General features: G+C 48.7%; 25 protein-coding genes. 7 read left to right on the forward strand and 18 right to left on the reverse strand.

Annotated elements, in window-relative coordinates; genetic code table 11:
* Window positions 1-40 precede the first annotated feature (40 nt).
* The 4 genes from HPY31_RS23475 to HPY31_RS23490 all read right to left on the reverse strand — a co-directional run bounded on the left by HPY31_RS23475 (window position 41) and on the right by HPY31_RS23490 (window position 4,347).
* Window positions 41-1,081: a hypothetical protein gene (locus HPY31_RS23475; protein WP_172142681.1), complete on the reverse strand. Its 1,041-nt coding sequence runs from the start codon at window positions 1,079-1,081 to the stop codon at window positions 41-43.
* A gap of 3 nt (window positions 1,082-1,084) precedes the next feature.
* Window positions 1,085-1,906 carry a 5'/3'-nucleotidase SurE gene (gene surE / locus HPY31_RS23480; RefSeq protein WP_172142682.1) on the reverse strand — a complete coding sequence of 274 codons (822 nt, stop codon included), beginning with the start codon at window positions 1,904-1,906 and terminating at the stop codon, window positions 1,085-1,087.
* 107 nt (window positions 1,907-2,013) lie between these two features.
* A complete protein-coding gene (locus tag HPY31_RS23485; protein WP_016742453.1) occupies window positions 2,014-2,445 on the reverse strand; it encodes a tellurite resistance TerB family protein in 432 nt (143 codons plus the stop codon).
* 99 nt (window positions 2,446-2,544) lie between these two features.
* Complete coding sequence (locus tag HPY31_RS23490) at window positions 2,545-4,347, reverse strand: SgrR family transcriptional regulator (RefSeq protein WP_172142740.1); 1,803 nt, start codon at window positions 4,345-4,347, stop codon at window positions 2,545-2,547.
* Between the two features lie 134 nt (window positions 4,348-4,481).
* On the opposite strand from HPY31_RS23490, the gene HPY31_RS23495 reads away from it, so the two are divergent.
* On the forward strand, window positions 4,482-5,705 hold the full coding sequence (locus HPY31_RS23495) for an MDR family MFS transporter (protein WP_172142683.1): 1,224 nt from the start codon (window positions 4,482-4,484) through the stop codon (window positions 5,703-5,705).
* 10 nt (window positions 5,706-5,715) lie between these two features.
* On the opposite strand, the gene HPY31_RS23500 is transcribed toward HPY31_RS23495, so the two are convergent.
* The 5 genes from HPY31_RS23500 to HPY31_RS23520 form a co-directional block, all read right to left on the reverse strand.
* Window positions 5,716-6,513: an ABC transporter ATP-binding protein gene (locus tag HPY31_RS23500; protein WP_015892291.1), complete on the reverse strand. Its 798-nt coding sequence runs from the start codon at window positions 6,511-6,513 to the stop codon at window positions 5,716-5,718.
* Window positions 6,506-7,441, reverse strand: coding sequence for an ABC transporter permease (locus tag HPY31_RS23505; RefSeq protein ID WP_016742450.1), 936 nt, complete (start codon window positions 7,439-7,441; stop codon window positions 6,506-6,508). Before HPY31_RS23505 ends, HPY31_RS23500 begins: the two co-directional genes overlap by 8 nt.
* A 28-nt stretch (window positions 7,442-7,469) precedes the next feature.
* Window positions 7,470-8,525, reverse strand: coding sequence for an ABC transporter substrate-binding protein (locus HPY31_RS23510; protein WP_172142684.1), 1,056 nt, complete (start codon window positions 8,523-8,525; stop codon window positions 7,470-7,472).
* A gap of 90 nt (window positions 8,526-8,615) precedes the next feature.
* Window positions 8,616-9,620 carry an ABC transporter substrate-binding protein gene (locus tag HPY31_RS23515; RefSeq protein WP_016742448.1) on the reverse strand — a complete coding sequence of 335 codons (1,005 nt, stop codon included), beginning with the start codon at window positions 9,618-9,620 and terminating at the stop codon, window positions 8,616-8,618.
* Between the two features lie 130 nt (window positions 9,621-9,750).
* Window positions 9,751-11,070: a hemolysin family protein gene (locus HPY31_RS23520; RefSeq protein ID WP_172142685.1), complete on the reverse strand. Its 1,320-nt coding sequence runs from the start codon at window positions 11,068-11,070 to the stop codon at window positions 9,751-9,753.
* 141 nt (window positions 11,071-11,211) lie between these two features.
* Between HPY31_RS23520 and HPY31_RS23525 the strand changes: the two genes are divergently transcribed.
* The 3 genes from HPY31_RS23525 to HPY31_RS23535 are packed head-to-tail and all read left to right on the forward strand — an operon-like array spanning window position 11,212 to window position 14,882.
* Window positions 11,212-12,876 carry a DNA repair helicase XPB gene (locus HPY31_RS23525; RefSeq protein ID WP_216675785.1) on the forward strand — a complete coding sequence of 555 codons (1,665 nt, stop codon included), beginning with the start codon at window positions 11,212-11,214 and terminating at the stop codon, window positions 12,874-12,876.
* A 52-nt stretch (window positions 12,877-12,928) separates the two neighbouring features.
* On the forward strand, window positions 12,929-13,498 hold the full coding sequence (locus HPY31_RS23530) for an RNA polymerase sigma factor (protein WP_007716978.1): 570 nt from the start codon (window positions 12,929-12,931) through the stop codon (window positions 13,496-13,498).
* Window positions 13,479-14,882, forward strand: coding sequence for a hypothetical protein (locus HPY31_RS23535; protein ID WP_172142687.1), 1,404 nt, complete (start codon window positions 13,479-13,481; stop codon window positions 14,880-14,882). The genes HPY31_RS23530 and HPY31_RS23535 overlap by 20 nt, the downstream gene beginning before the upstream one ends.
* Before the next feature lie 100 nt (window positions 14,883-14,982).
* On the opposite strand, the gene HPY31_RS23540 is transcribed toward HPY31_RS23535, so the two are convergent.
* Window positions 14,983-15,243, reverse strand: coding sequence for a YusU family protein (locus tag HPY31_RS23540; protein ID WP_015892299.1), 261 nt, complete (start codon window positions 15,241-15,243; stop codon window positions 14,983-14,985).
* A 147-nt stretch (window positions 15,244-15,390) separates the two neighbouring features.
* Between HPY31_RS23540 and HPY31_RS23545 the strand changes: the two genes are divergently transcribed.
* Window positions 15,391-15,849, forward strand: coding sequence for a GNAT family N-acetyltransferase (locus tag HPY31_RS23545; protein ID WP_172142688.1), 459 nt, complete (start codon window positions 15,391-15,393; stop codon window positions 15,847-15,849).
* A 38-nt stretch (window positions 15,850-15,887) separates the two neighbouring features.
* Here HPY31_RS23545 and HPY31_RS23550 read toward each other — a convergent pair whose 3' ends face one another.
* The 3 genes from HPY31_RS23550 to HPY31_RS23560 form a co-directional block, all read right to left on the reverse strand.
* Window positions 15,888-16,328, reverse strand: coding sequence for a small multi-drug export protein (locus HPY31_RS23550; protein WP_016742443.1), 441 nt, complete (start codon window positions 16,326-16,328; stop codon window positions 15,888-15,890).
* Between the two features lie 88 nt (window positions 16,329-16,416).
* Window positions 16,417-17,412, reverse strand: coding sequence for an ABC transporter permease (locus tag HPY31_RS23555; protein ID WP_142497659.1), 996 nt, complete (start codon window positions 17,410-17,412; stop codon window positions 16,417-16,419).
* Window positions 17,378-18,337: an ABC transporter ATP-binding protein gene (locus HPY31_RS23560; protein ID WP_172142689.1), complete on the reverse strand. Its 960-nt coding sequence runs from the start codon at window positions 18,335-18,337 to the stop codon at window positions 17,378-17,380. Before HPY31_RS23560 ends, HPY31_RS23555 begins: the two co-directional genes overlap by 35 nt.
* A 129-nt stretch (window positions 18,338-18,466) precedes the next feature.
* Here HPY31_RS23560 and HPY31_RS23565 point away from each other — a divergent pair, with 129 nt between their 5' ends.
* On the forward strand, window positions 18,467-19,255 hold the full coding sequence (locus HPY31_RS23565) for a GDSL-type esterase/lipase family protein (RefSeq protein WP_016742440.1): 789 nt from the start codon (window positions 18,467-18,469) through the stop codon (window positions 19,253-19,255).
* On the opposite strand, the gene HPY31_RS23570 is transcribed toward HPY31_RS23565, so the two are convergent.
* The 4 genes from HPY31_RS23570 to HPY31_RS23585 all read right to left on the reverse strand — a co-directional run bounded on the left by HPY31_RS23570 (window position 19,247) and on the right by HPY31_RS23585 (window position 24,098).
* On the reverse strand, window positions 19,247-20,482 hold the full coding sequence (locus HPY31_RS23570; protein WP_172142690.1) for an MDR family MFS transporter: 1,236 nt from the start codon (window positions 20,480-20,482) through the stop codon (window positions 19,247-19,249). The two genes, HPY31_RS23565 and HPY31_RS23570, sit on opposite strands and share 9 nt — an antisense overlap.
* Window positions 20,483-20,710: 228 nt before the next feature.
* On the reverse strand, window positions 20,711-21,559 hold the full coding sequence (locus HPY31_RS23575) for a YtnP family quorum-quenching lactonase (protein WP_172142691.1): 849 nt from the start codon (window positions 21,557-21,559) through the stop codon (window positions 20,711-20,713).
* A 73-nt stretch (window positions 21,560-21,632) separates the two neighbouring features.
* A complete protein-coding gene (locus HPY31_RS23580; RefSeq protein WP_016742437.1) occupies window positions 21,633-21,929 on the reverse strand; it encodes a hypothetical protein in 297 nt (98 codons plus the stop codon).
* Window positions 21,930-22,094: 165 nt separating this feature from the next.
* On the reverse strand, window positions 22,095-24,098 hold the full coding sequence (locus tag HPY31_RS23585; protein ID WP_172142692.1) for an oxidoreductase: 2,004 nt from the start codon (window positions 24,096-24,098) through the stop codon (window positions 22,095-22,097).
* 246 nt (window positions 24,099-24,344) lie between these two features.
* On the opposite strand from HPY31_RS23585, the gene HPY31_RS23590 reads away from it, so the two are divergent.
* Window positions 24,345-24,494 (forward strand): SRPBCC family protein, encoded by a 150-nt coding sequence (locus tag HPY31_RS23590; RefSeq protein ID WP_172142661.1) that lies wholly within the window; start codon window positions 24,345-24,347, stop codon window positions 24,492-24,494.
* Between the two features lie 79 nt (window positions 24,495-24,573).
* On the opposite strand, the gene HPY31_RS23595 is transcribed toward HPY31_RS23590, so the two are convergent.
* Window positions 24,574-24,990 carry a VOC family protein gene (locus HPY31_RS23595; protein WP_007729208.1) on the reverse strand — a complete coding sequence of 139 codons (417 nt, stop codon included), beginning with the start codon at window positions 24,988-24,990 and terminating at the stop codon, window positions 24,574-24,576.
* Window positions 24,991-25,028 lie beyond the last annotated feature (38 nt).

A 25,028-nucleotide genomic window follows, 5' to 3' on the forward strand; every position in this document is an offset into this window, starting at 1 on the left:
AAAATTCCGGGGAGAGTCCTTTTTCACAATCTCACAACAATTATAGGTAAGGGACAGGCATTCCTGGAAACGCTTTCGCAAACACCTGCGCGAGATGCTCCTGTACCTCTTCATCGAGCTCCAAATGAAAGAGGCGACCGCTCTCATAACGCAGTAGTGGATAGGCACCCAACTGTAAGGGAGAAGCGTCCTGTGTCTGCACGTACTCCGGCAAGGTCATCAAAAAGCGCGAGAACGGATTCGCTTCATCCTCTGACATATGAACCACCTCGAATAAATGCGAAAGACTTGGCGTCAGCACGATCATTGCGTAATCCCCCTCTTCCGCAGCCCATACGGTAAAGGACGTATCCCGTACCTCGCTACGGGCGTGCCTGCGCATGACCCATACAGCTTGCTGCACAGTACTCATCAGTAAATGCTGGGCCCCTTCTTCACCATGGACATCTCTCATATGCTTGTAACGCAATACGAAGGCCATCCCCGATTCTGTAAAAACAGATGCAGGCAAGCTCATCGCTGAGATGCTTTCGGTCTCTTCCTCACGCACCTGTACCTCTTCTGGGAGAGTATCGGGTGTCCCCTCATAAAGCGCCTGAATCATCTCACGTGTACGCCCCACTTCCGCTGGGGAAAAAGAGAGGGATTCGGAATAGATGTGGGTAAGCTCACGATCCGCATAAGCCAAGTAGTGCAAAGAAGTATACGGCTGCTCGATCAATCTCAAGGCCATGCTTCGCTCATCAGCACGCGCTATGTCGAACGTCAAGGGAAAACCAAGTGGATTCAGTGGGTCCGACAGGGTCCAAATGACAGCGAGCAGTTTATTTTGATACGTCTTGAATTCGAGTGAGACGGCATCTCTCGTCTGCTCGCTGAAAGCATCCACCGATTCGAACACCAAATACAGCTCCACCTCACCAGTGCCACTAAGACGGACAAAGTAAGGAAGCCCCTCTTCTTCTGCCAGCTTGTACAAATCGTGATAAACAACGGGATCGAGTACCTCTCCCTGCGTTGACTCTTCCGGAGAACACAGGGTGTCATCGGGGGTTAGCGGAGGAAAAAAATCGTCGTTCATACGTTATTCCTCCTGTTTTCCCCAAGCTTTTAGCAATGCCCAATTGTCCATTTGTTTTAAGAGAGTCCGGTCTGTCGCGTCAATGTGGACAGGGGTAATCGCAATATAGCCGTGCTTGAGCAAATCATAGTCCAGCGGCTCTGCTAGGGGCATGACCTGAGGATACTCACGGGCTAAATAATAGCCTTCTGCTTCTTCACTATATTTGTCTTCATAGTGGTTCATGGACAAAGTGGCCGGAACCATTCCTTTCACCTCAGCCAGTGGTACATGCGGGATATTGATATTCCAGAATACCTCTGACGCCAGTTCCCCTTTGATCGCACGATTGCTAAACTCTTTTACAAGCGGACGAATCATCTCCACTACCTCGCCGTAGTTGTCTTGATCGAACCAGTTATCATAGGAAAGGGCAACGCCAGGAACACCCAAAATTACCGCCTCCCTGGCACCGCTGCACGTACCGGAGTAATAAATATCACGTCCGAGATTCGTCCCGACGTTAATCCCCGAGAATACGATATCCGGTTTTTTCCCATGTTCAAACAGGAGATGGTAAGCAGCTTTTACACAGTCTGCAGGGTTACCATTGACTGCCCACGCTTTCACCGGCATTCCGTAAAAATCACGCTGTTCAGGCGAGAGTGCACTCCGATAAGTGATTCCGTGTCCAACCCCGCTTTTCTCTTCAACCGGTGCTACTATAGAGATTTCCGCTCCCTCCAAAGTGAGCAAAGCTTCTACCAACCGCTTGATACCAAGAGCATCAATGCCATCATCATTCGTAACCAAGATCCGCAAAATAGGGTCTCCTCCTTCATCCATAGCGTTGCCACTTGCTGGGACGTATTTTCCTTATTGTACTGTAGAAAAAGAGGCCGCGCCAAGCTTCCTCCTAAAACGAAAGGACCCCAATCACATTGGGGCCCCGGCTATTCTTCAACTATATCTTTCCATCGTTCACGCCAAGCAATCCCTTCGCGAATCCACTCTTCTACTTGACGCTGCTTTTCCTCCGAGATTCCGATCAAGCAAGCGATGCGGGCAATCTCTTTTGTCTCCGATGCGGATAGCTTCCGATCGATCAATGCCATGTGGTAGAGCTTTCGCATCATCACGAGCTTTTCAGCCTGGGTCATGGCTACCAGGTCTTCCACGATGACTTCCGGACGCTTCGGATAGTCCAAATCATCCATTAAAATTTGTCGTTCTTTCAATGTAAAATGCTCCGAATTCACGATTTCATGAATACGATCTATTTCTTTGTTTCCTATATAACCGTCGGCGTGCCCGACGCAGATCATCAAGCGAATAGACGCAAACAAAATGTGTTTGTCCTTTTCGATTTTGGTATACACCGGCATAGTTCCTCCTCAAAAACATGATGAGCATAATAGATATCTACATATAATAATACGTTGAAAAACGAAAGCGGTTTCACATCATTATGTGACAAATTTATGCTATTCCCGTACAAAAATTCGCCTGAAATCAATCCAACCATAGGCATCCAGGCTTACACCAGATAACCGCGGATGTGCAAGCATTTCAACTCGATTCGAATACAGCGGGACAAACGTACTGCAAGCCGAAAGCGTATGCATGATACTGTCTACGCAAGCTTGTCGCTCTTGTGCTGTTCGGGCGCACGACAGACGATTCATCCAATACGCGATCTCTTCCTTTCCATGCGGATCTAAATGATGAGAAATACTCAACGCACCAGCGTGTAGAAATTCTCGTAAAGACAGCTCCGCCCTTTCATCTACATTCGCACTATCCACAACGAAATCAGCCTCTTGTAATAACGAAGGCGAGGCAAGCTCCTCCGGGGATGCATACCTAATCTCTATAGCAATTCCGTATGCCTTGCACGTTTTCTGAATCCACTGGGCATCTTCTATATGATCGGAGTCTGGATAGGTATAGAGCGACAGCGCCTCTCCCTGATACCCGCTCTCTTTGAAAATACGAACCAACTCCTGTGAACCCGGCACCTTTTTTGGTTCTTGGAACGAATCCGTTGTACCCCAGATGACTGCATGCTCCCTCGTTCCCTGTAGCTCTTGTCTCAAGGCTTGTCCACAAATGATAGCCACCACGAGACTCCGAAATTCCCGATGTGACAGCGGGCCATTCTTTGCTCCATTCATGCTGACGTATTGAAAACAATCTTCCAATCTGCCAACGTCACTCCATGCCAGAAAGCTCGTATCCCGATGATCATCCAAAGCCGTCACAGATAACATGCTCTCATCCGCCTGAGCTCCTGCTGCCATTCCAGGTACGCACCAGATCTCAATTCGGTCCAAGAACGGCCTTCCCCCAAAATAGGGCGTGAACGCTTCCAGCACGAGCATAGAATCATCGTTGCGGACTACTCGAAACGGCCCCGTTCCTACTGGCATTTGTGCAAATTGCTCCCCCATCTCCAGAACGTAATCAGCGGGGACTATCGCCATGTATTCCTTGCTCAGCGCTTGTAAAAACAGTTCATCCCGCATATGCAAAGAAATCGTTAATACGTAGTCATCTTTGACGGTAATCGACTCGATTGAAGCGGCTAGCCAGCGATGTTTAAAGGAATGCTCCATCAAACGAAGGAAGGAAAAGCGCACATCATCGGCAACAAGTGGACGGCCATGGTGGAATAAGACTCCTTTCCGCAAATAAAAAGTCCACTGCTTTCCTTCTTCACTAGCCTCCCAATAAAAAGCGATAGCGGGTTCAATCCGTCTCGTAACTGGATCGAACTGGACGAGAGAATCAAATAGCTGCTTGACCATATGTGACTCGGAGCGCAGGAGAATATGAATCGGATCAAGCCCTGCGAATGGTCGACTGTAAAACAAACGCAAAGTATCGACTCTACCCTTACTTCCCTTTTCCCGCTTCACACGATGTCCAAACTGACTATTCATCCATCGTGAAAATTTTTCACCCAAAGCAGGAAAATTTCCCCCATATTCGTCGATCATATCCCGCGCAGCACGAATTTCTCCTTTTTGCACAAGTTCCTTGGCTACGCTCATGATCAGATCTTCGGGCACTAACAAGCATGTCAGTACAGATCGATTTCCTCGACCTCTCCCCGGCTGCCAAACAACCCATCCCTGGCTTTGCATTTTTTTCAAGGTCAAAGTCGCATTCCGCAACGTACAAAATAAAATCGAAGCAACTTCAGCTAACGATATGTCAAGCGGATGCCCAATCGTTTCATTCGGCCGCCCCGCACATAGACGCATGTATTGTTCAACGAGTTGCATCTTGCCACCACCAATTCGCCCATAAAACATGAAAAAGCTATTCGCCTAATCGTACGCTTTTTCTCTGGTCTTTGCTACCTTACAATTCTAAAAACACCAACTAACCGGAAAAAGCCGAAAGAAAGGACTATCTTATGTCACTCATTCCTCATGCACTTAGTCGATTCGTTGCTGCGTATCCGGCACTCCTCTGGGTCCGCTTGTTTGGCGAAACGCTCACCTCACTATCCAGCGCCATGATCGCTCCGTTTCTCGTGTTGTACTTGAGCGAGAACATCGGCGGCTCTGTCACCATGACCATGCTCGTCATTGGTTTGCAGCCCTTCTCCGAGATTTTGCTGACACTATTTGCTGGTGGCATCACGGATCGCTATCGCCGAAAAACAATCATGCTGCTCGCCCTTTTCCTGCAAGGCTTCGCTATGTTGGGAATGGCTTGGGCCGATTCCATGACGGGCTTTGCGATCCTGTACATCATCAACGGTGCCGGCCGCTCCCTGTTTATCCCTGTCAGCCGCGCGCATCTCGCTGATACGATTTCCTCTGCACAAATGGCTGGTGCCTTTGCCCTTCTCAGTACTTCTAGCAGTATCGGGGCCGCGTTGGGACCTTTAGTCGGAGTCATCATTTATAAGTATGATCCTGCTATGGCATTTTTGTTTACTGCGATCTCGCTATTGATCTATGCTCTTGCCGTCTGGTGGAAAATCCCGCAAACTCCGCTGCCGGAGGCTCCCGTCGAAGAAGCAGCAACCGTACGTTCACGCAGCTTCTGGCATGCTTATCGACCAGCCCTTGCCATTATGCTGCTGGCTTTGCCGATCAGTCTGTTTTACGCGCAAACCGAAACAAATCTCCAGCTTCATCTGAAATACACGCTGCCCAACTATTTGCAAACACTCGCCTTGCTCATTGCGGTAAAAGGGGTCCTGCTGCTCCTATTCGAGTATATACTCGTCAAATGGACCCAGCACTTGCCTGCTCGCCTGTTGATTAGCGGTGCGTACATTTGTTTTCTCATCGTATCCTTGGGTTACGCCTTCATCGACAACGTACCTGGCCTTCTCGCCCTGCAAGTGTTGCTCGTCATCGGAGAGAGTATTGGGCTGACGCAATTGATGGCCTTCGTCACCCGGATATCACCTGTCACGATGCGCGGACGGTACTTCGCGATCACAGGAACACACTGGGATATTTCCCGCATGTGCGGACCGTACTTGGGCAGCCTTGTCTTGCTACATTATGGGGGCACGATCCTTTTTACCATTGTCGCAGGCATCCTTTTAATCGGTGCCGCATTCATGTACGTGTATCTTTCCACCAACGAAAAAGCCTCCCCGCTTGAACAGGAAGGCTGATTCGATCCAATTAAGTTAACAAGAAGCGATCTTCACTGAAGCTTTCTCCACCGCGGGCTGTTTCGAATGCCCGAAGCAGATCCTGTGGCTTCATCGTCCGTTTTTTCTCATCCGGAATGTCGAGAATAATTCCCCCATCGTGGAGCATCAACAGACGATTCCCCATGTTCAACGCTTGTTCCATATTATGCGTGACCATGATTGTCGTTAGTTTATAGCGCTCCACGATTTTTTCCGTTAAATCTACAATCAACTGCGCCCGTTTCGGGTCAAGCGCTGCTGTATGCTCATCGAGGAGCAAAATCTTCGGCTCCGTGAAGGTAGCCATCAACAAGCTCAGTGCTTGACGCTGTCCTCCTGAGAGAAAACCAACTTTGGTCTTCAAACGGTTCTCCAGCCCTTGATCCAGCTGCTTGAGCTGCTCGCGGAACTGCTCTCGCTTCTGGTTATTCACCCCAAATCCAAGTGTACGACGTTTCCCCCGTCCCAAAGCGATTGCCAGATTTTCCTCAATCGTCATGTTCGGCGCTGTACCTGCCATTGGATCCTGAAACACACGGCCGATCAGACCTGCACGCTGGTGCTCCGCCAAGCGTGTGACATCTTTGCCGTCAATCTGAATGCTTCCATTATCCGGCGTCAGTCCTCCAGAGATCATGTTCATCATCGTCGATTTACCGGCACCATTACTTCCGATAACGGTGATGAACTCGCCTTTCTTCACGTGCAGATTGACGTTTCGAAGCGCGATCTTTTCATTCACAGTTCCTGCGTTGAATACTTTGTTGACGTTTGTAATTTTAAGCATCGCTGCTTCCTCCCCTTGCCGAGCGTACCGCTTGCTTTTTCCAGATGCCTTTTGCCACAGTTGGGACAGTCAGGGCAATGATAACAATCAGGGCCGTAATCAGCTTCATGTCAGAAGGATTGAGTCCTGCATCAAGAGCTAGCGCAATGACCAAGCGGTACACAATCGAGCCGAGAATGACAGCAAGCGTCACTCGGAAAATCGAAGAGCTGCCAAACAAAACTTCACCGACAATAACGGAAGCGAGACCGATGACGATCATCCCGATCCCCATTCCTACATCCGCAAAGCCTTGGTATTGGGCTACCCACGCACCAGCTAAAGCTACCAAGCCATTGGAGAGAGCCAAACCGATAATCGTTGTCGAATCCGTGTTTACCCCAAAGCTGCGTATCATCTTCGAGTTGTCACCTGTCGCACGCAAATCCAGACCCATATCCGTATGCAGGAACCAGTCAATGATCAGCTTTAACACCAGAACACCTACGATAAAGACGATTGCTACACCAGATAGCAAAGTAACTCCACCTACGGCCAGGTTCGGAATACCCATATCCTTTACATAAGTGAACAAGGTATCTTCCCGCAAAAGAGGCAGATTCGCTTTTCCCATGACACGCAAATTGATCGAGTACAAGGCGATCATCGTCAAGATCCCCGCCAAAAGTGCGTTAATCTTTCCTTTGGTATGCAAGACGCCCGTAAAAGCTCCTGCTAATCCACCTACGATGAAAGCCAGCAGAGTGGCCAAAAACGGATTGGTGCCATCGATAATGAATTTGGCTGCGATTGCGCCTCCCAAGGCAAAACTACCATCTACGGTCAAGTCAGGAACGTTTAGAACTCGGAAGGTCAGATATACACCGAGAGCCAAGATACCAAATAGTAAACCTTGCTCAATGGCTCCCATTACTGCCAGTTGATTCATAGAAGAAATCCTCCAATTACTGCATTTATTACTCGATCACTTGTCCAGCACGGTCGAGCATGGCTTGCGGAATCGTCACACCCATTTTTTCCGCTGCTTTCTTATTCAATACGAGCTTCATGTCTGCTTGCACTTCAACAGCCATATCGGCCGGCTTCGCTTCACCCTTCAGGATTTTTGTTGCCATATCAGCTGTTTGCTCACCCAGCTTCGTGTAGTCGATCCCGTAAGTGGCAATCGCTCCGCTCTTCACAGAGTTTTCTTCACCAGCGATGACCGGAATTTTTTGTGCTTCAGCGACTCCGATCACAGCTGCAATCGAAGATACGACCATGTTGTCAGTTGGTACGTAGAAAGCATCTACTTTGCCCACCATGGACTCAGCTGCTTGCTTCACTTCTGTCGCACTCGTAATCGCTGCTTCTTTAATTTCCAAACCAAGCTTGCCAGCTACGGCTTTTGCCGCATCTACCTGTACTTTGGAGTTGACTTCGCCAGAACTATAAATGATTCCAACAGATTTCGCATCAGCTTTCATTTCTTTGATCAGCTTCAATTGCTCTTCGACTGGATTCATATCCGATGTACCGGTTACGTTCGCTCCCGGCTTGTCCATCGCTGCAACCAGACCAGCTTCTACAGGATCGGTTACCGCAGTAAACAGGATCGGAATTTCTTTACTGGTTTGTGCGGCAGCCTGTGCCGTTGGAGTCGCAATGGCCAACACCAAATCTACTTTGTCAGCCTCGAATTTTTGGGCAATCTGAATGGCTGTATCCATGCTCGCTTGAGCGGATTGCACATCGATTTTTACTTGCTTGTCTTTTTCGTAACCGTTTTTAGCCAGTTGGCTGATAAAGCCCTCTCTTGCTGCATCCAAAGCAGGGTGTTCAACGAATTGGGAAATTCCAATTGTCAGCTGCTTGGTTTCAGTAGACGGAGCAGATGCCGTCGTGTTTGCAGGAGCGGGTGTAGGATTGTTTGCAGGGGTAGTGCTTTGCTGTCCACAAGCGGTAACAGACAAAAGCAATAAAGGAAATAAAAAACTCTGAAAAATTTTAATACTCTTCTTTTGTTTGAACATTTAGTGAATTCCCCCTCGTGAATTTTTTCTACAGTTTAACATGGATAAAACGGTTTTAAAAGAATAAAAAGAGAGCATGACGCTCTCTTTTTACTTGATGATTTCTTTCGCCTGTTGTTTGAGTGCCTCAGTAATAGTGAGCCCAAACTTTGCAGCAGCTGTTTCATTAATATACAAATCAGCTTGTTTCGAAATCTCTACAGGGGTATCAGCAACACTCTGCCCTTTTAAGATACGGGCAGCCATATCGCCAGTTTGTTTACCGATTTGGTAGTAATCAATCCCGTAAGTAGCAACCGCTCCACGTTTCACTGTATCGGTATCAGAAGCAAATACAGGAATTTTGTTTTCCTCTGCTGCTCCGAGCACCGCTTCAAAGGAAGATACGACGGTGTTGTCAATTGGGATAATAATGGCATCTGCTTTACTAGCAAGACTTTGGGCCGCCAGCTGCACTTCGGATAGCTGCGAAATGCCCGCCTTGATGATTTCTACGCCTTGTTTTTGCGCTGCGTCTTCCAATTCCTTGACCTGTACCTCTGAGTTAATTTCGGAGGTTGTATAGATCACGCCCAGCTTTTTCAGCTGAGGCAGGAAGGTTTTCACCAGCTTCAATTGTTGTTCCATGGATACTTTATCGGACGTCCCGGTCACGTTTTTGTCTGGCTTCTCCAGACTGCCAACCAGTTGAGCCGAGATCGGGTCTGTTACGGAACTGAAAATAACAGGTTTGTCAGCAATCGCCTTTGCTGCAGCCTGAGCGGATGGCGTCGCAATCGCTACGACAAGATCCTTTTTATCTCCGGCATACTTCTGTGCGATCGAGACGGTATTGTTCATGTCACCGTGGGCGTTCTGGGAGTCTACTTCCAAGTTCTTGCCCTCTTCGTAGCCAGCATCCTTCAGACCATCTAAAATTCCTTTATGAATGGCATCAAGCGCAGGGTGCTCCACGAATTGCGTCAGCCCCAGCTTCACTGTTTGCCCTTGGCCTGTCGTTGCTGCTGTCTCTGTTTTCCCACCTGTTTCGTTACCACATGCTGCCAAAGAAAACGCCAGCAATGCGGTCAGTACCATACTGACTGCTCGTCTCATCTGTACTTCCTCCTCTAGTCTCTACTCTCAGCTGCTCTAATCACCCTAAGCAATTAGGCTCATTGCCATCTATGCAACTTGTGTCCCATTATAGCAATTATATTACGCATTGAGAAGCCCCCTTCTTCCCTTACGTGGAACTGATTTCTTCCTCTGCTTTGCCGACTTTCTTTACATAGACCCGTGTGATTCTGTAATGATCGACCTCTCCCACGATAAATTCGTACTTTCCTTCTTTTACCCGATCCCCCACGCGCGGCGGATGATCGATCTGCATGTAAATCCAGCCGGCAAGCGTATCCACATCACTCGACTCCAATTCGATGTCCAGATAATCGCCCGCTTCTTCCAATAACATACGCCCGTCCAATGACAGCATGCCGTCACTACGTTCTACTTCTGGGCGTTCATCGTCAAACTCGTCCTGAATGTCTCCAACAATTTCTTCCATTATATCTTCGAGGGTCACCAGCCCGGCAGTGCCTCCATACTCATCAATGATAATCGCCATTTGCCCTCGTTGTTTTTGCAGCATGGTCAGCAACCGGCTGATCGAGATCGTCTCCGGTACCGTCAGAATCGGGCGCATGAAGGTCTGAAGATCCTGGCTCTCTCCTTCCAGAAGCCCCGTCAGCATATCCTTGATATGTAAACTACCGACAACATGGTCCTTGTCACCATCCACTACTGGATAGCGGGTAAATCGTCCGTTTTGGACATGCTTGACGTTCTCGTCAAAAGGATCGCGCAGGTTCAAGACAACCATATCTGTACGCGGAACCATGATCTCTCTCGCCATCGTCTCCGAGAAATCAAAAATATTATCCACCAGCATCAGCTCGGTTTGATCAATCAAGCCGCTTTTATGGCTTTCATTGACAAGAATGCGTATCTCTTCTTCTGTATGTGCTTCCTGATGCGGCTCCAATGATATATGAAAAAGCCCTAAAAAATGACTCGCGGACCAGTTCAGCATTTGAATAAAGGGATACATGATTTTGTAAAAGAGTTGGATCGGCTTGGCTACTGCCAGTACCACCTTTTCGGAGTATTGAATCGCCAATGTCTTCGGAGCCAGCTCTCCCAGCACGATATGCAAAAACGTAATCAACGAAAAAGCGATAATAAAGGAAATACTGGTAACAACCGTTTCATTTAAATGGAAGTAACGAAAAACTGGATGCACGAGATGCGCGACAGCAGGCTCTCCCAACCAACCGAGTCCTAATGAGGCCAGCGTAATCCCAAGTTGGCACGCGGAGAGGTAGGCATCCAAATTGTGCAGAACTCTCTCGACGTCAACAGCGCGCTTGTTTCCTTCTGCTGCGAGCTGTGCAATGCGCGATTCCCTTACCTTTACGATCGCGAATTCAGTCGCAACAAAGAACCCGTTTAGGAGTACGAGGATCATGACCAAGATCAAATTAAACAAGCTTCCCCAAATTGCCATGCTCCCCGCCATCCTTTCCGTCCATGCTTTGGGATATTGTTTCCCATCATAGCCAAAATGTTACCTGTTCGTTTTTCTTTCTTTTTGAGATTGTGATACCATAGTGCTGATTCCTATGCCTTTTGCAACGAGGTGAGTCTATTGTCCTACCGTCCAGACCTGCCCTTGATCGTTCAAAGCGATCGGACGATATTGTTGGAAACACAGCATCCTTTCTTTCACGAGGCCAGACAAGCTATCAGTGGTTTTACTGAGCTAATCAAGAACCCAGAATACATCCATACCTATCGGATCACCCCTTTATCGCTTTGGAATGCAGCTGCATCCGGTCTGACATCACAAGAGGTAACAGACGTGCTTGGCAACTACAGCAAGTACGGTGTCCCGCCAACCATCGTTAAAGAAATTGAAGATACGATGCGAAAATACGGCTTGTTTCGTTTGGAACGCATTGGTGATCAACTCGTATTAATGAGTGAAGACCCACTTCTTTTAACAGAGGTAACCAGTTATAAATCAATCGCTGCTCTTTTTGAGAATGAATTCGTCATCAAAAGCTATGCGCGCGGACTGATCAAACAAGAGCTGATCAAGCTCGGGTTTCCTGTTCAAGATTTGGCGGGCTATACAGAAGGCGAATCCTGTGCAGTGAGCTTACGGGAAACGACATCCCGAGGCAGAGCATTCTCTTTGCGTTCCTATCAAAAAGAAGCTGTCGATGCTTTCTATTCCGGAGGCGCTGTGACTGGGGGCAGCGGCGTTCTCGTCCTCCCCTGTGGTGCTGGAAAAACAGTTATTGGTCTCGGTGCCATTTGCCAGTTGCAAACAGCCACTCTCATATTGACCACGAATACGACATCGGTTCGCCAGTGGATCGCTGAGCTCTTGGACAAAACAGGACTTGATCCAAATATGGTCGGGGAATACACTGGTGACAACAAAGAAGTCAAGCCAATAACTGTGGCAACTTATCAAATTCTTACATACCGCCCCACCGCCGAAGATGATTTTCCTCATCTGAAACTCTTTTCAGAGCGCGACTGGGGGCTTATTATTTACGATGAGGTGCATTTGTTGCCTGCACCCATCTTTCGTGTAACTTCTGGGATTCAAGCCACTCGCAGACTTGGGCTGACTGCTACTCTTGTTCGGGAAGACGGGCGGGAGGAAGATGTTTTCACTCTGATTGGTCCAAAAAAGTACGAGGTTCCGTGGAAAGTCATGGAAGAGCAAGGCTGGATCGCAGAGGCGCATTGCCGAGAAATTCGACTCCCCTTTGAGCCGAAGTGGCGGGAGGCTTACGCACATGCAACCGCTCGCCAAAAGTTTCGCATTGCAGCGGAAAATCCAAAAAAACTGGAGGTCGTCCGCGAGCTATTGGAGAGGCACGCCCACGATCGCGTTTTGATCATCGGGCAATATATCGATCAGCTTGAGCAGATGGCAACGGCCCTCCAACTGCCACTCATTACAGGAAAAGTACCGGACAAAGAACGTGAGCTTTTGTACACGCAGTTTAAAAAAGGGGAAATTACACGCCTGATCGTATCCAAGGTAGCCAACTTTGCGGTTGATTTGCCGGATGCCAACGTCGCGATCCAAATCTCCGGGACGTATGGCTCCAGACAAGAAGAGGCACAGCGCCTGGGACGTATCTTAAGGCCCAAAACAGACGACAACACTGCCCATTTTTATACATTGGTAACACGAGACACGAGAGAGCAGGAGTTTTCGCTCCATCGCCAGCTTTTTCTGGTCGAACAGGGCTATCCATACGATATTATAGAAATCGAAACGCTGGTCTGAAACGTTTACGAATAACCAGCGTCTCATAGAGGGAAGGGAGGCCAAAGATTCAATGCAATCCGACGCCGAAATCATTCAGCGGATTCTTCAAGGCGACATCGAAGCGTATCGCGACCTCATCCAGCGATATCAGCATATGATCTATGTTTTCATTTACAAAATGGTAAACAATCGCTCTGATGCAGAGGATCTTACTCAAGAAGTATTTGTAAAAGCGTATGAAAAATTGTCGACATTCCGTGGAGACAGCCAGTTTTCTTCTTGGTTACATACGCTCGCCCGAAATAAGAGCATCGACTTCTTGCGTCGCCGAAAGTATCATGACTCGGATGAACAATTGGCCTATGTGCCGTCCAATACACGGGATGAATCCCCTCAGGAATCGCTCATGACAAAAGAGCAACGGCGAGAAATTCAGGAAGCCTTTGCCTTACTGTCAGATTCCTATCGAGAAGTGATCGTCCTTCGCTGTACGCACGAATATCCGTTTGAAAAGATAGCTACACTTCTCGGCATCGCCGAATCTACAGCTCGCGTCCGTTACTTGCGTGCTCGTCAGGAACTCGCAAAATTGTTATCCCGCAAGGAAGGGGGGCTCGTACATGAACTGCCAGGCATTTAGAAAGGCATGGCTAGATGACACAGATAGCGATTCGCACTCACATATTGAAACCTGTGACGAATGCATCGCTTGGATAGAAACGCAAATGACAACAGAAGAGGAGGTGCAGTTCTTGAAGGAGGTTCCACTACCTCAAGCGAACCTGGAAGACAGAATCATGCAAGCAATCTACCAGACCGCCGGAAAAGGTGTACCCCCTCACGCCGCTACTGCATCTTCAGAGCAACAAACGAACACAGTGATTTCAAAACCAAACAAGCGTTGGACCAAAGGCTTCCCTTCATACGCCTGGGTTAGCGCAGCGGCTGTCTTGCTCGCAGTTGGTTTCGTCGGCTACCAACAACTGGCACCGAGTAGTAATCAAATGGCTGCCATACAAGAAAACGGGATACAAGACAATCAGATCAACCGGAACATAGTTGCATTCGACGAAGTGGAATCAAAATCGGCAACACAAGCTCCAGCACCTGCAATCGCTTCTCAACCAGCAGCTGCTGACAGCCCTACGATGAAAAAGGCAGAGAGCAATCCTGAGTCTGCTGCTACACAATCGCAGGTCCCTCCGGCTGCATCTGAAAAAGATACACCTCCTGCATCACCTCCCCAATCGAACAATGCGATTGCGATGGTGAAACCAGAGGAAAAAGTAGCCACACCAGTGCCACATACGGTAAATAAAGACGGGCAGAACAGCGTGGCATCTCGGGGATTACAGGGGAACTCAGTTGATCAAGCGGCTAAAGCGAAATCAGAAGTTCCAGCGGAGTCAGCAAATACTGGTAACCATATAGCCGCAAAGGAAGCCAATGGCGCTGCTGCTGAGAATCCTATGACCTTTGGGATGGCTTCCCAAGGAGAACAAGACACGGCTGATGGCGCTACAACTGAGAACGCATTAGTGGGTCCAGCGTTGCCAGCGCTAGCGAAGCAGCCCATTACACTATCCTCCTTCACTGATTTGAACACCGCTGTACAAGCATCAGATATGCCCGTACCTGCCCTGTCGCAAGCACCGAATGGGTTCTCGATGAGTACAGTATCGGTCCAATATGAATCCGAAACCAGCCAGAAGGTGACTCGCTTAACTTCAGATTACAAGCGGAACAACGACTGGATTCGCATAGATGTTGTGCGTAATACAGAAGGCAAGCGTAGCCTCTCTATCCCAGGTACTTTCTCAGCTACTCAGTTGTTCGCGGTCAACGGAGAGCAAGCCATCGCTGTTTCATTTGATCAAACGGATTCAAAAGCATCAACTGCCCAGCACGCGGCTCATTTTAACGCTAAATCCGACAATCAATCGTTGTATGTCGTAATGACGGCACACGGTGTCACCTTAAATGAATTAATGGATGCTGCCAAGCACATCACGTGGAATCCGTAAAACTGACCAAGGAGAATGGATGCCTCCACGCTGGTTAGCCTTTTGATTGAAGTAAAAAAACGCTGCTCTCTTTCAACAAGAGACAGCGTTTTTCTTATCTTTAGTGCTTTTGGTTTTTCTCCTGATTCCACTGCTTGATTTGCTCGATGATTTCCCGAATTTGATTGCGTGCTTCCATATGCTCAGGTTCGCTTCCCCAATGCTGAATCAGCGGCGGCATCGCTTTTGCCATTGTCGTGTACAGGCACCATACTTTTACCATTTCTACGCGCTCAGGAGTCGCTTCTCCTGTCAACAGCTCTGTAAATTTACGAACTAGATCCTCCAGTTCAGGGACCAACGCTTCTTTTTTCTCGTCCATGCCAGTTACCTCACTTTCGGGAACTCTTCTATTTGTATCCTTGGTTTATTTTACGAAAAAACGCCCACGCGGAAAAGGAAGATTTTTCAGGTGAGATCGGTTACGCTTAAGCTATCAAGATGAACGAGGTGAAGACTTATCAAAGATATGACTATTCGTTTAGTTCCGACAACCAGAGATAACTGGCAGGATGCATTACGCTTGCAGGTGCAGGACGAGCAGCAGCGCTTTGTCCCCTCTGTTGCCGTTTCGTTGGCGAAGGTTCATATCCGTCCTGACGGTGACAACTGCGCCTATGAACCATTCTGTTTGTATGACGCTGATGAAATGGTTGGGTTTGTCATGATTGCTTATGACGCCTCCACAGATTGGTGTTATTGGTTCAATGGTTTTTTGATTGATCACGAGTACCAAGGCAAAGGATATGGCAGAGCGGCTCTCTCAGCGATCGTAGATACAGTACGGAACCGTTTCCCGCAAAGCCGATTTGTGAACTTGACCGTATGTCCGGACAATACAGGTGCAAGACATTTATACAGTCAATCCGGTTTTGAAGAAACTGGCGACGTATACGATGGAGAGATTGTTTACAGACTCTCATTATGAACAAAAACCGCCAGAATTGGCGGTTTTCATGCATATAGCTATTTTGTTTCTGGTACCATGAATTGCAAAAGACCAAAAGCCACTCCTGCCGTCAATAGCGCACTCCAGATAATAATGCCCACCGACATCCACAGCATGAGCTTTTTCGTAGGGGCTCCCAGCGAGATACCAATAGCAGCTCCCAGTGGGGCACCCGTTAAAAGCGGCGAAGCGAGGCCAAGGCCGACCACTCCGTATTTATCCCAAATCTGCCACATGCGCCCTTGACGTTTGCTCCGATTCTCTACACGCTTTAAAAGCCAATTGCGCAATGAACCTCCCACAAAAATAACAGCACCCGCGCTGATAATCGCACCCACCGCACTAAAGATTCCGATCAGAACCGGTGGTAGCTGCAACATAAAGCCTACAGGGATTGCTGCCCACAGCTCAAACATGCCAGATAGTGTCACCGAGCCTGCTTTCCATAATACATCCATTCTGTTTCGCCTTTCCCCTCTCGCTGTCTTTTTCTTTCGTCATGGTAAAGACGAGCAGACTTGGATAAAAGTAACGAAAAAAGTCAAATTAGGATGTGACATCTCTACGGATAAAGGTCGCGTACGCAATGATCAGTGCAGCGATCGCCCATACACTCAACACGGTCAACGAGAACGGCAACGTCATCCCCTTAATCGGAGGCAGTGTTCCATTGAGATAATCCGTCAGCTGCAAATTTACTACGAACAAGTATTTGGACGATTCCCAGGAGGATGCCATCTGCGTCAGGATGGTTCCGCTAATTAACGCTGCCATCATAATTCCCATCCCCGCAGCCGCACTCCGGACCAAAACAGAGACCATAAGCGTTACCGTAGCAACCACGATGCAGACGAACCAGCCTAGACCATACTGCATCAGCAAAAATTGCCATTGTGGCAGCATGAAAGCCCCGGATGTCTCGAGCTCTCCTCCCGATACTTCAAAGCCAGTCAAAATAGGAAGATCCCAACCGGAATAGCCAAACACGACCCCAGAGAGCAAATAAGCAAGAATCAGTGTCGTAAGAACCGTGAGAGAGGTAAACAGAAGCAGGGTGATGTATTTGCTGGTCAGTACCTTCCACCGCCTTACGGGTCGCGTTAATAGTAGCTTGACCGTCCCCTCGCTAAACTCAGAAGATACAAGGTCAACCGCGAGCACGACGATAATCATCGGCAAAAACATTGAAATGGCCTGGTCCATAAAGCCACGGGCGAAAGTAGGCCCCCCCGGTGCCATCGGGTTAATGTCATGATCCAAATAGTATTGCTGTTGCGCGATCCTGACCTTGATAAAATCCCGCCACTCCTCGGGAAGACGGCTTGATGCCAGCCTGTTTTGCATATCGACGATTTGTTGGGTTAATAGCGGACGCCAGTCGGTTGTCCCCATTCGCTCTTGTGCAGTAACAACCGAACGGTATTGTGCGTATGTAAAAATCGGGATCAGAATCGCCAAGATCAGCACGACGACGAGAAAACGGCGCCTCCGCAGCAATTTTATGGTTTCATTCTGTACGAGCCCCACCATGTTTTGCTCCATGACTTCCCCCTCCTCCCGTCAATGTAAGGAACAGGTCTTCCAGTGTAACCGTCTTCGTCGCTATTCCCATCACAGGTATGCCGCCATTGACCAAAGCTAGGTTAGCCTCGCTCACTTTTTCTACATCCATGCGTGATTTCAGGCGCTCTTCACTGACCACCCACACCTCTGTCACTGCTGATAGAGTTCGCAGGATTTGCTCTGCCTTTTGTATATGGGAAGACGGGATTGTCCAATCCACCTGATCAGCAAACTGCTCCATTAGTTCTTTGACTAATCCAACAGAAATGACCTTCCCTAGGCTGATAATCGCCACCCGGTCGCACATCATCTCGATTTCACTGAGAAGATGACTCGAAATGAAAACCGCGAGCCCTTCTTCCTCGGCAAGCTTGCGAATAAACTGGCGCAACTCACGGATCCCCGCTGGGTCCAAGCCGTTCGTTGGTTCGTCCAGGATCAATATTTTCGGCCGGTGCAAAAGTGCCTGCGCGATCCCCAGACGCTGTCTCATTCCGAGTGAGTACGTTTTTACCTTATCATCAATTGCCCGCTCCAAATCAACGAAGCGGACGATTTCCTCAATACGCTCAGGCGTTATACCGCCACTCATTCTCGCAAACTGCTCGAGATTCTCTCTGCCCGTCAAAAACTTATACAGCTCCGGGTTTTCGACGATACAACCAACCTGCGCAATCGCTTGTGGAAACTGTTCTTGAAGGGAGATGCCTCCGATGCGAATATCTCCCCCATCGGCTTTTGCCAATCCAACGAGCATACGGATTGTGGTGGTTTTGCCTGCACCATTCGGCCCGAGAAATCCAAATACCTCTCCGGCGAAAACGTCAAACGTAATATCATGAATGATCGGCTTTTTGCCAATCGCTTTTTGCAATCCTTTTACTGAGAGGACCGTTTCGGCCAATGTACGCCCTCCTATCTGAGTCTCCCCTCGTCAACTGACGATGGCGTTGTGTTTATGATACACTGTCATAAGATGTCCATCCACATTATACCATGACCATACACTTTACAACGAATAGGAGGATACCTGATGCGCACATCCGGCCAATTCCTTTGGCGCACGGCAGGTCTCTTGTCTTTACTCTCCTTTCTCTTATTTGCGACAGGGTTTGTCCTCGCGATGAATCCACAGCAGTTGGCACCGTCCACAGCAAGCCCACCTGTGCAAAAAGAGCAGCCACCCTCACCTTTACCAGAAAAGGGTGTCCACAAAGTAGTCGCACTAGGGGATTCTCTCACGCGCGGTGCCGGAGACGCAAACGGCCAGGGCTATGTCGGACTCGTTCGCCAAGCATTGGAGAAAAAATCGGGCCATTCGATTACGTTCACAAACCTCGCGATTAATGGACAGGAATCATCTGAGCTGCTTAAGCAAATGTCTCAGGAGCAAGTGAAGAAGCTGCTCGCTGAAGCCGATCTGATTCTTTTTACCATCGGCGGCAACGACTTGTTCAGGCAGACAGGCGGGCTGTATACCATTGAAAAAGAAAAAGTGACCACGGCTCTTAATAAGCTCGCGGTCAACTATGAAGAGATTCTCAAACAGATTCGCAGCGTCAACAAGACGGCGACGATCGTTTACACTTCCCTGTACAATCCTTTTGGCAATACCGAAGCAGCCGTCGACACCATCGGACCTGTGCTCGACTGGAACAATCATGCATCCCAAATCGCCTCACGGTACCCACAAGTTTTCGTGGTGCCGACCTACGACTTGTTCTTGCGTAAGGAACAAAACTACTTGTATACAGATCACTTCCACCCGAATGCTGATGGCTATAAACGGATGGCGGATCGTATCTTGCAAGCGTTAGAGTGATTCACTCCTCGCTTCATTAAAGGATTTGCCACGGGTTGCCTCAAAGGCGCGAGCACCCGCCCATTGGAAGGCACTGCTCATCATCGAAGTCGCTGCTACCACCAGGAACAACGTCGTACCTCCGTAATGTGCTAACAGCAATCCACCCATCCACGGACCGATGAACTGGCCGAGGTTGCTGAAGCTTTTCGCACCGTAATAGCTGCCCCGCATATTCTCTGGGGCCATTCGGTCGATCAGGACGTCCCCTGCGGTAAACGTAAGGATTTCGCCAATCGTGAAAAATACCATCGCCACAATGAAAATCAGCCACGAATTGGCAAAGGCATAACCCACGTCACCAACCGCATACATGACGTTTCCCACCAATATTGCGGTGAGAGGCGTCTTTTTTTCTGCCCAAGTCGTCAACGGAAGCTGCATCACGACAACGACAATCGCATTGACGGTCATCAGGATGGCAAACAGCTCTGTTCCATTCACGACCGTCATTTCTGCGAATTTGGCCAGCGTAGAAGACATCTGCGAGTAGCCAATCGCTCCTAAAACACCAGCGAGCATGTACAAGCGAAACGCTTTGTCATTCACGACTACATGGAATGCACGGCTGAATGTAACGACTTCTTTCTTTTGACCTTCAATTTGTTTAATGCCGAACTTGTTCAATAATCCTTGCAGGCTAATCACATAAATCAGATAAATCAGTGCAGTCACCAGAAAAGGTAGTGCGACAGAGCTTTTGGCGAGTACTACCCCTGCGATAGGCCCTACCGCTACCCCAACATTAATCGCCATGTAGCGAATACCGAATACACGAAGCCTCTTCTCTTGAGGCGTTACATCTGCCATCAACGCCTGTGAGACCGGTTCGTAGAAGGATCGACAGAGTCCACCTGCTATATTGAGAAATAGGAGAACCCAAGGATCTTTACTAAGCGCAAACCCGACAAACACAAGCGTCCACACGTACAACGCACCTAGCATGACTCGCCTGCGCCCTATTCTGTCCGACCATGCTCCCGCAAAGAAGCCTCCGATGGTACCCGCGAGCGGTCCTGCTCCAATCGTCAATCCGATCATTGCCAAGCTCATATCTGTTTGATTGGACAAGTATAAAAACAAAAACGGCATGCTCATCGAGCTGGCGGCCCGAACGAACACGGTCCCGACGACTAATGACCAGACGATCGGGTGAAACTCCTGTAAACGCATCTTGATCCAGCTCATTTTCTCTCTCTCCCCACCACTGTTATGCACTCCCACCTCTGCCAGAACAGATGCTCTGTGATGTTCCCATTGTAGAGAGGCAATGGTCGTTCGTCAATGAGCATTCAAAATTTTTTGATTATGAAACTTTTCTATGAGAGTAATCAAAATTTCGATAGGGTTGGACACATTTCTCGTAGACAACGCAAAAGACCGCCAGAAAACGCTGACGGTCTTTGCCAATCCTTTTTACAAAATCACTTCTATACGATCAATCATTTCTCCCTGTTCGTTCCATTTCACCGCGCGGTAAACGCTATCGTGGTAAAACGTGAACCAAGCGCCTTGCTTGATCCCGTTGATGATCCATTCTTCTTTTGCATAGATGGAGGTCATCGGGTAGTCGTCGTAGGCCATCACCCATAATGGATTTTGGTGAGCATGTGTAGGCATGATGTCCGCCAGATGCAAAAGCAACTGCCCCTCTGTCTCCATCCGGACGATCGCATGTCCCTGGCTGTGCCCTCCTGTATGATGAAGCGTGATTCCCGGCACAACTTCGTGCGAAGCACCGTATGTCTTCACCTGCTTCTCAATCGGACGCCAGTTTTCTTCCCAATATGTATTCTTCGAGCGAACATTCGGCTCTCTCATCTCCGCCCACTCCTGCTCCTGCACGTAGATGACGGCTTGTGGAAATGTCGAAACAAGTTGTCCATCACGTATAGAGACAAGTCCGTTGGCATGATCATAGTGCATATGTGTCATGATGACAATATCAATATCTGCAGGAGTCAGCCCTTTCGCAGCGAGGGAGTCCACCACTCGAGACTCTTCCTCCAAGCCAAAATTGCGCTTCTGTTTTTCCGTTAGCCGATCATTTCCCATACCCGATTCAATCAAAATACGCTTGCCATGAGCTTGTACCAGGATCGGGTCAGCACGCAAAGGGATTTGATTGAGATCATTCGATGGGTATCTTTTGCTCCAAAGCGGCTTGGGCACCACTCCAAACATTGCGCCCCCATCCAGCTTCGTGAGTCCACCTCTCAGCCAAGACAATTGAAACTGACCTACCTGCCATTCGTTCCCTACCATGATCCTGACGCCTCCTCGATTGCTCGGAATGATGATTGAAGTTCGAAAGCGAAAAGCACCCCGTTCAGGGTGCCTACAGCTTTTCTGCTACACTTACAGTTCTAGTCGCCGGGGCGATTTCTAACAGGAGATCACTCGATACAGCCTGCACAGTGACATCTGAATCACTACGTCTATGATGAAGCACGAGTTGCGCCACCTTTTCATTCTCTCGGTAAACGCTGATTAATGTCTGTAACGGATTGGCACTCCCGCCCGCGATCAACTTAAACCCCGGGGCTATCGTAAACGTCCATCCCTCCACCTCTACTAGCGGTGCTAACGAGTACAGGAAGTAACGTTTCCCTAAGAGAATGCCATTATGGTTCATCAAGGCGAGAGCCCCCAATCAAATGAATTTGAACAGTATAACTTCATTTTGCAAAAATTAGCGGAGGTTGAAAAGCGATTCGACAAAACTTCTAAAAAGACGACATACTTTTCTTAATCATAGCCGATTCCTCTTGTTTTCGAAATAGAAAATCTTTTCAGCACCTTAAATTGCTCTTCCGACAGTCGCACCCTCCAAAATAGCTCGCTTGGCATCGAGCTCTCCCGCTTCTTTAGCCCCACCTATAAGGTGCACAGGCAGCCGATTAAGCAATGCGTGGTATAGCGAATTGTTGGGGGTCGCTCCAGCCGCTACAATGACCGTATCAGCAGGTATCATGCGTTCCTCCCCGTCCTGAATGAAATATACCCCTTCTTCTGCAATCCGGCTGTATTCAACTTGTGTCAGCATCTCTACGCCACGTCGCTTCAGGTTGGCGAGAACTGCCCAGCGCGTCGTTTTACCCAAGCCCGATCCGACATGCTTCCCACGCCGCAGCATGCTGATTTTTCGTTTTCTTTGTTGCAGCTGCTGTACAGCTCTTCCATCCAGAATCCGATACTCCTGCAAGTACTCCGCTGCCTTCGGTGAGATCGTTTCGTCGTGCATCAGCAAATGGGACAAATCACACGCGATTCCTCCCGCACCGACGATAACCACTTGTCTACCTACCTTGGCGCGCTTTTCAAATACCGCATCATATCCCTTCACATGTCCGAGCTCCACACCTGGAATCTCTGGACGCCGCGGAATGACTCCCGTTGCCACGACAACTTCTGCAAAACCTTCTTCTATGAGTGCCTCTGCCTCTGCCAGTGTTCCCAGCCTGATTTCGACACCAAGACGCGCGAGCTCTGTCTGATAATAGCGAAGCGTTTCATTAAACTCCTCTTTACCTGGCACCTGTCTGGCGTAGTTTAATTGTCCACCGATCTGTTTTTTGGCCTCCATGATAACCACCTGATGCCCTCGCTCTGCCAGCACGCGAGCTGCCTCCAAGCCAGCAGGCCCCGCACCGATTACAGCTACCTTCTTGCAGTTTTCCGCCGGAACCAACCGCCACTCTGCTTCCCTGCCTACAAGTGGATTGACCAGACAGGAGGCTACCTTCCCATCAAAAATATGGTCGAGACAGGCTTGATTGCATGCAATACATGTGTTTACTTCATCAAAACGTCCTTCTTTACTTTTTTGAACGATATACGGGTCCGCTAAAAATGGTCGGGCCATGGAAACCATATCACTGCATTCTTCGTACAAAATCGTTTCAGCCTGACGCATGTCGTTGATTCGATTGCTGGCGATAACCGGGATGTTCACAACCTGCTTAACTTGCTGCGCCACCCATACATATGCTCCACGCGGCACCATCATGCCAATCGTCGGTACTTGTGATTCATGCCAGCCAATTCCGACATTGAGAGCATCCACCCCTGCCTCCTCCAGCATTTTGGCAAACTGCAATGTCTCTTCCATCGTCGTACTATCTGGCATCAAGTCCAATCCCGACATCCGGTAGATGATCGGATAATCCGGTCCCACTGCTTGGCGGACACGCTTAGCCACCTCGATGCCGAAACGCGCTCTGCGTAAAAAGTCCCCACCCCACTCATCTTCTCGCTTATTGGTCACAGGGGACAAAAATTGATTGATCAAGTATCCTTCCGAACCCATAATTTCTACAGCGTCAAAGCCAGCTTTTTTGGCGCGTACGGCTCCATCAGCAAAGCATTGGATCGTCGCTTCGATTTCGTCAGCGCGTAACTCTCTCGGCTTCCAACGGTTAATCGGCGCCTGCAATGGCGATGGTGCTACCGGGTCTAATCCTGTCGCTTCCTTGTACGCATAACGCCCGGCATGGAACAGCTGCAACGCAATTTTCCCATTGGCTTGATGAACCTCTTTCGTGATCAGGCGCAATTTCTCGATATCCTCGTCTTGGTATACATTGCAATACTCGTCGCCCATGCCGCCTTCTGGATGTACGGCAGCCCCTCCTGTCACGATCAGACCAGCCTCTCCATTCGCACGCTCTGCGTAAAAAGTAGCAAGCCGCGCTACACCATTCTGCAGCTTTTCAAATCCAACGTGCATGGACCCCATCATAATCCGATTTGGCAACGTCATCGACCCAATTTGGATCGGTTCCCATACTTTTGAAAGTTCCACGTTAAACGCCCCCTAACGAGTGAATGCTCATTCATTTTTATTATCTATACGATTCTCTCTCTTCTCTTTATATTCCTTCTTCCTCCCTATAAAAGCGGGAGTCGTCAGAACGAAAATAACTTGGGAGCTCTTGGAAGTAACGGGCGGAGTAGGAGTTTTCATTACAAAGACGAACAGCAGGGCACTCTACTGTACAAACATAATAAAGTTTTAGACTGACATTGTTTATTTAATCAGTTTCTTGCAGTGCTAAATCAATTGCTTTCGTCAAATCAAGGGAATGAGACGACGGTCATTGAAACGTTCGACGCGGAAAGCTCCAATCCCGTCGAGTTCCAGCAAGTTGGCTGGCAAGCGATCATGGACAATTTCAAAGCCTATACCGAACAAAACTAATCATCGCGAAGAAGACGCCGGGGAAGATGCCCGACGTCTTTCTTTTTGAACCCTAGTACGAGCGTGCTCTCCATTAGCCTTAACCTTGTGCCGCATCCATGTTCATGTAGTTAATGGCCCACAGATGACCGTCCAAGTCCACGAAGCCCCAATGATACATGAACCCATGATCTTCAGGTTCAGCGTGCAATTTCCCACCCAAGGAGACCGCAGTATTCACGATTTCATCGACCTTTTCCCGGCTCTCGAAGGCCAATGCGATCGTCATCTGCGCATACTTGCTCGTATCGACGGATTCCTTCTCCGTGAGCGTATTAAAGAATGCTTGATTGATCAGCATGACCTGCAGGTTGTCGCCGATCACGATGGCTACCGAATTCTCGTTCTCGGGGAATTGCGGGTTGAGCTCGAATCCGAGTCCGGTGAAGAACGCTTTCGATTGTTCTACGTTTTTTACAGGCAGGTTGAAGCTCGTGAATGCGGACGTTAATGCCATTTCAAAACACCTCTTCGTCAAATTAGTTTGTGTTCATT

Source organism: Brevibacillus sp. HB1.3 (genome assembly GCF_013186635.1).
Taxonomy (GTDB): domain Bacteria; phylum Bacillota; class Bacilli; order Brevibacillales; family Brevibacillaceae; genus Brevibacillus; species Brevibacillus brevis_D.